The organism is Mesorhizobium sp. M4B.F.Ca.ET.089.01.1.1 (assembly GCF_004022605.1).
GTDB lineage: Bacteria > Pseudomonadota > Alphaproteobacteria > Rhizobiales > Rhizobiaceae > Mesorhizobium > Mesorhizobium abyssinicae.
This window is the reverse complement of the sequence record NZ_RZOS01000301.1, coordinates 1-5,527: the sequence shown is the minus strand read 5'-3', so window position 1 is coordinate 5,527 and position 5,527 is coordinate 1. Positions and strand designations below refer to the sequence as shown.

Here is a 5,527-nt window from a genome sequence, read left to right as displayed (position 1 = left end):
GTCATCAACTGGTCGTTCAGCGACAACCTCGTCCGGCTCGACGTGAACTTCGGCGTCTCCTACGACGCCGACCCGCACAAGGTCAGCGAACTGGCTATCGAGGCGGCGATCAGCGTGGGCCGGGTCGAGGCCGACCGGCGGCCGGTCTGCTGGCTGACCGATTTCGGCGACTCCTCGCTGAACTTCGTCCTGCGCTTCTGGATCCGCGACCCCCAGCAAGGCCTGACCAATGTGCGCGGCAAGGTGCTGCTGGCGCTGTGGGATACGTTCAAGGCGAATGGCATCAGCATTCCGTATCCGCACCGGGAGATCATTATGAAGCCGGGCGCGCCGAGCGGGCGATAAGGCCGGTGGCCGGGCGTCGCATCGCAAGATTGCAAGACCCTCGGCAGAGTTCTTTTCATCGCCGGCTGGAGTGCCTCATCTGGTCAGGTTCTCCCCTGCAGCTGCGAGTGAACGGAACCAGAAGTGCCCTGCCGCGTCATAATACAAGCAGGTTTTCGTGGAGTGACCTCGATGCCCCGGCTCGTTCTGTTGGTCGCTGTGGCGCTTGCCCTCGCTTGCGGCGGGGCAGGGGCGGCCAAGCTGGACCCAGCCACCGTCAATCAGGCGCAATTCACCGTCGAGGAACCGAAGGGCTTCAGCCCAGTCCTGCTGAAGGCAGAGATTCTTCTGGATCGCGCCCGTTTCTCGCCAGGCCTGATCGAGGGCCGTGCATCAGAAAATTTCGCCAGGGCGGTCAGGGCCTTTCAGACGGCGAACGGATTGCCGTCCGACGGCAAGCTCACGCGCGAGACCTGGGACAGGCTGATGGCAACCTCCGCGAGCCCGGTCCTGGTTGCCTATGAGTTGACGCGCAAGGATTTGCGCGGACCGTTCACCAGGCATATCCCGGCCCGCCTGGAGCGGATGGCCCGCCTGCCGAGGCTCGGCTATCACAATGCGACGGAGAGGCTGGCGGAGCGCTTCCATATCAGCGAGCAATTGCTCAGGCGGCTCAATCCGGGCATCGGCTTCAGGAAGGTCGGCACGAAATTGCTGGTGCCGGATGTTGGCCGGGCGGATCCTCCCACCGCCATTGCCGGTGTCGAGGTCGACAAGGGCGCGCGCCAGGTGCGCGTGCTTGATGCTTCCGGCAAATGGCTCGCGGTCTTCCCGGCTTCGATTGGCAGCGACGAGAAGCCGGCGCCGAGTGGCGAGGCGGAGATCAAGCGCGTGGTGCGCAATCCGACCTATCACTACGATCCGGACTTCGCTTTCAAGGGGGTCAAGGCCAAGCGGCCATTCACCATTGCTGCCGGCCCCAACAATCCCGTGGGCTCGGTCTGGATCGATCTCTCCATTGAGAGCTACGGCATTCACGGCACGCCCGAGCCCGGCAAGATCGGCGCGACCTTCTCGCATGGCTGCATCAGGCTGACCAACTGGGATGCCGGGGACCTCGCGGCCATGGTGCGGAAAAGCACAAAGGTGAGCTTCAAGGACGAAATGGCGAACGCGGGCGACACGCCTCAGTAGGGCTCGCCCGTTGGCGGCGCGCGCATTCCAGCAGCCGATGAGGTCATTCAAATCTGATCTCATCAATACGCGAGCAAGGCCTTTCCGTATTTGGCCCAAAGCTGCTCGCAGTCTCTGGCTCGAAGAGTTGGAGTTCCCAGGTCGCCGTACAAAACCATCGCGGCACGGACATCGTAGCCCAGGACCGGAGCATTGGCGAGGAACTGGACGGCCTCACCCAGACGGCGGACGTCGACAGCGGCATCGGTTTTGTTGGCGCTGTCAACTACCCCCAGGATCTCGGCTGCCGTGTTCCTGACTGCCAAAACAGCCGCCATCGCATCTTCGGTCATCATGTGGCCTGCCGACGAATCGTTTCAATCACATCCCTCGGCATCAGTGGCACAACGCTGCGCGGCATTTCCTGAACGCGCCGAGCGCTTCGCGACATTTGTTGATTGCACCTTGACGCGAACCACTCGGCCTGTTCACGCGTCAACCCGATGAGGCATTGGCTGGCGAATCCCGCCGGCTCATTAACGATCGTGTCAAATACGGCCCAAGTGTCGGTTGGCTCCCGGACCACCACGAATCTCATATTAGATACTCCTAATTAAACAACGCGTGAGGAGCGCTGCTGTTCCACCGCGCGGTGCCGTGCCGCCGAGTTGTCATCACGGCGCAGTCTCCTCCGCCGCCCCAGCCGTAGCGCCAACGCCGAGCATGCACTAACATTCCAGCCTAACCCCCTTGGGGCTGGCCGGCGATCTGTTCAAATGGGGAAGTACCCATGACCAATCATTGCTGTGGACCGGGCTATGCTTCTCCCGCCGAGGCGATGAAGGCGCCGCGCGAAAAGCTGCTCTATACGATTGCCATCTACACCGGCACGGGCATTCAGAAGCCGGACTATCTGTGCACCATCGATGTCGACCCGCAGAGCCCGACCTACAGTCAGGTGATTTCACGCCTGCAGATGCCGGGCATTGGCGATGAGCTTCATCACTCGGGCTGGAATGCCTGTTCGTCCTGCCATGGCGATGCCAGCATGGAGCGGAAATATCTGATTGTGCCGGGGGTGCGCTCGTCCAATCTGCATATTGTCGATTGCGGCACCGATCCCCGCAATCCGACCTTGTTCAAGGTCATCGACGGCGCCGAGATCAAGGCCAGGACCAATCTGTCGGCGCCGCACACGGTGCATTGCCTCGGCTCGGATATCATCGTCTCCATGCTTGGCGACGCGCAAGGCAATGCCCCCGGCGGCTATCTGCAGCTCAGCAAGGAGTTCGAGATCGTCGGCCGTTGGGAAAACTCCATGGGCGGCATCAAGTTCGGCTATGATTTCTGGTACCAGCCGCGGCACAACGTGATGGTCAGCTCGGAATGGGCCGCGCCCAACACCTTCATGCCCGGGTTCGACCTCGAAGAGGTCGGCCATCTGAAATATGGCCGCGAGATCCATTTCTGGGATTTCGAGAAGAAGGAGCCAAGGCAGACATTCTATCTTGGTGAGGACGGCCTGATCCCGCTGGAAGTGCGCTTCCATCACAATCCCGACAGCAGCCACGGTTTTGTCGGCGCGGCGCTTTCCGCAAACATCATCCATTGGTGGAAGGACGCGGCGGGCGATTGGCAATGGGAAAAAATCGTCGACGTCGAGAATGAGCCGCATCCCGAATGGCCGATCCCGATACCCGGCGTGATCTCGGTCATCCTGCTCAGCATGGACGACAGATACCTCTATCTGTGCAACTGGCTGCATGGCGACATCCGCCAGTACGACATCTCCGACCCTCACAACGCCAAGCTTACCGGACAAGTGTGGATGGGCGGACTGCTCGGCCGCGCGCCCGAGGTCAATGGCGTGAAAGTCACTGGCGGGCCGCAGATGATCCAGCTCAGCCTCGACGGCAAACGCCTTTATGTGACGACCTCGCTGTTCTCGACCTGGGACAACCAGTTCTATCCGGAAATCCGCACCAATGGCGGCTGCATGCTGATGGTCAATTGCGATACGGAAAACGGCGGCATGGCAATTGATCCGCGCTTTGTCGTCGATTTCGGCAAGGAACCGAATGGCCCGAGCCGCTGCCACGAAACCCGTTATCCCGGCGGCGATTGCACGAGCGACATCTGGGTATGACCAGCTTCACCATCACGCTCGCCAACCAGGGCGGCGCGGCCTTTGCGGTCGATCGCCGCAAGCCGCTCCTGCAGAGCCTGCGCGAGCAGGGCGTGGACCTGCCTTACGGCTGCAAGTATGGCGGCTGCATAACCTGCGCGGCCAAGATGATCAGCGGCAAGGTCGATCAGAGGGCGCAGGTAGCGCTGAACAACCGCCAGATCGCGAATGGCTACATCATCCTCTGCGTTGCCCGCCCGCTGAGCGACTGCACGCTGGAGGTCGGCGTCGAAAGCCATGACAGGCTCTACCGCAACCCCTTCCTCGACCCCCTGGCCGCGCATGAGTTGAAAGCCGATATCGCGACCCCGCTGGACGACAAGAAATGACCCATATGAACCACGATGAGCCCTATCCGGAGGCTTATCTGCAAGAAATCCTGAAATCGGTCAAAACCATCGCGATGGTGGGCGCCAGCCCCGACAAGACCAAGTTTTCCTATGGGGTTCTGAGGGTGCTGCACGAAACCGGCTACGACATGATCCCGGTCAACCCCAGTTCCGGCGTCGAGGAAATTCGCGGACTTAAAGTGTACCCGTCGCTGGCGGCGATCGACCGGCCTGTCGACATGGTCGAGGTGTTCCGCCGCTCCGAGGATCTGCTGGAGGTCGCGCAGGAAGCCATCGCCATCAATGCCAAGGTGCTGTGGGGCCAGATCGGGGTGAGGGATGACGCTGCCGCCCGGCTGGCGGAGGAGGCGGGCTTGAAAGTGGTGATGAACCGCTGTCCCAAGATCGAATTGTTCCGCCCCTTCTGGAAGCCGAAGCTGCATTTGGGGATATGACTGCAGGGTCGCGGAATTCGGCGGTTGACGAGTCGACGCCCTAGCGGATCGAACCTTGCCTCAGATACGCCGCCAGATGGTCGCTGAGGTCACGCGCGTCGTCGCCGGCGCCGTCGATCAGCGCGGATTTGCGCCGGCGCAGGAACTGCATTCCCATCAAATAGAGGCCCGGATGGTCGGCCACCCCGCCGTCGTGACGGACGTGGCCCCAGCGGTCGAGGACAGGCGGCTCCAGCCAGGAGTAGTCCGGCCGGTAGCCGGAGGCCCAGATGATCGTCCTGATCGCGCCGCCGGCGAGATCCAGGCCGAGTGGCGGGTTGTCCTCGACACGGGTCGGCGGCGGGCGCTCCGGCGGCCCGACCGTCGCGTCCAGGCCGTTGTCGCGCGCCCATTCGTCGATAAGGTCGAGCAGCCGGGCCATCTTGAGATCGGAAAGCGCGCACATGTTGCGCAGCGACCCGGCAAACTGCGCCTTGCCATCCTCGGTGATGCCGGCGAGACGGCCGACGAGCCTGACGCCGCGGTCGAGCAGCGCGTTGAGGTCGAGGGTGGTGCGGTCGGGCGTGCCGGCAAGCTGCAGCGAAGGAACGCGCCGCGCCCGCCTGATATCGTCGACCTCGTCGTAGCGCTCGTCCAGCACGCCGGCGGCGTCCATCCACCATTCCAGGTCCTTGCCGCGATAGACGCGGGGCGCCCTTATGTGCTCGCCCACCGACAGGGTCACCTGACGCCCCGAACGCTGCAGTTCCTGTGCGATCTGGGTGCCGCTCGACGACGCGCCCACCACCATCACACCGCCGTCGGCAACCTGGCCCGGATTGCGGTAGGACTGCGCCGTCAGCATGGCGACCGACGGCGGCACGCGGGCGGCGAAATCGGGCAGGCGCGCGATGTTGCAGGCGCCCGACGCCAGCACCACGGTCCGGCACCGCCACTCGCCGCGGTCCGTGCGCACCAGGTATCCCGTACCGTCGCCGCGCACCGAGGTAACTGTCGTATGGGTTTCGACCGGCGCCGAGATCGCCCTGGCATAGCTGCCGAGGAAGTCGATCACCTCGGGC

Annotated in this window: 6 protein-coding genes and 1 pseudogene; 5 read left to right on the top strand and 2 right to left on the bottom strand. The window is 63.0% G+C overall.

Annotated features, from left to right (window positions below):
* Positions 1 to 345 (top strand): annotated as a pseudogene (locus tag EN780_RS40765) (mechanosensitive ion channel domain-containing protein); the annotation flags it as partial.
* Between the two features lie 171 nt (positions 346 to 516).
* On the top strand, positions 517 to 1,518 hold the full coding sequence (locus EN780_RS23460; protein WP_128275460.1) for a L,D-transpeptidase: 1,002 nt from the start codon (positions 517 to 519) through the stop codon (positions 1,516 to 1,518).
* Positions 1,519 to 1,580: 62 nt separating this feature from the next.
* Here the strand turns inward: EN780_RS23460 and EN780_RS23455 are convergent, their stop codons facing one another.
* Positions 1,581 to 1,853, bottom strand: coding sequence for a hypothetical protein (locus EN780_RS23455; protein WP_128275459.1), 273 nt, complete (start codon positions 1,851 to 1,853; stop codon positions 1,581 to 1,583).
* 434 nt (positions 1,854 to 2,287) lie between these two features.
* On the opposite strand from EN780_RS23455, the gene EN780_RS23445 reads away from it, so the two are divergent.
* The 3 genes from EN780_RS23445 to EN780_RS23435 are packed head-to-tail and all read left to right on the top strand — an operon-like array spanning position 2,288 to position 4,466.
* Entirely contained in the window at positions 2,288 to 3,643 is a 1,356-nt protein-coding gene (locus EN780_RS23445) for a selenium-binding family protein (RefSeq protein WP_128275457.1), read from the top strand.
* The gene (locus EN780_RS23440) at positions 3,640 to 4,011 is read left to right on the top strand and encodes a 2Fe-2S iron-sulfur cluster-binding protein (protein WP_128275456.1); all 372 of its coding nucleotides are present in this window, start codon (positions 3,640 to 3,642) and stop codon (positions 4,009 to 4,011) included. Before EN780_RS23445 ends, EN780_RS23440 begins: the two co-directional genes overlap by 4 nt.
* Positions 4,008 to 4,466: a CoA-binding protein gene (locus EN780_RS23435; RefSeq protein WP_126055182.1), complete on the top strand. Its 459-nt coding sequence runs from the start codon at positions 4,008 to 4,010 to the stop codon at positions 4,464 to 4,466. Before EN780_RS23440 ends, EN780_RS23435 begins: the two co-directional genes overlap by 4 nt.
* Before the next feature lie 40 nt (positions 4,467 to 4,506).
* Here the strand turns inward: EN780_RS23435 and EN780_RS23430 are convergent.
* A partial coding sequence (locus EN780_RS23430) for an NAD(P)-binding domain-containing protein (RefSeq protein ID WP_128275455.1) occupies positions 4,507 to 5,527 on the bottom strand: 1,021 nt, incomplete at its 5' end.

Bases quoted from the DNA above. Each gene is read 5' to 3' on its own strand.
- EN780_RS23460 (WP_128275460.1), top strand. From the start codon at position 517: ATGCCCCGGCTCGTTCTGTTGGTCGCTGTGGCGCTTGCCCTCGCTTGC.
- EN780_RS23455 (WP_128275459.1), bottom strand. From the start codon at position 1,853: ATGATGACCGAAGATGCGATGGCGGCTGTTTTGGCAGTCAGGAACACG.
- EN780_RS23445 (WP_128275457.1), top strand. From the start codon at position 2,288: ATGACCAATCATTGCTGTGGACCGGGCTATGCTTCTCCCGCCGAGGCG.
- EN780_RS23440 (WP_128275456.1), top strand. From the start codon at position 3,640: ATGACCAGCTTCACCATCACGCTCGCCAACCAGGGCGGCGCGGCCTTT.
- EN780_RS23435 (WP_126055182.1), top strand. From the start codon at position 4,008: ATGACCCATATGAACCACGATGAGCCCTATCCGGAGGCTTATCTGCAA.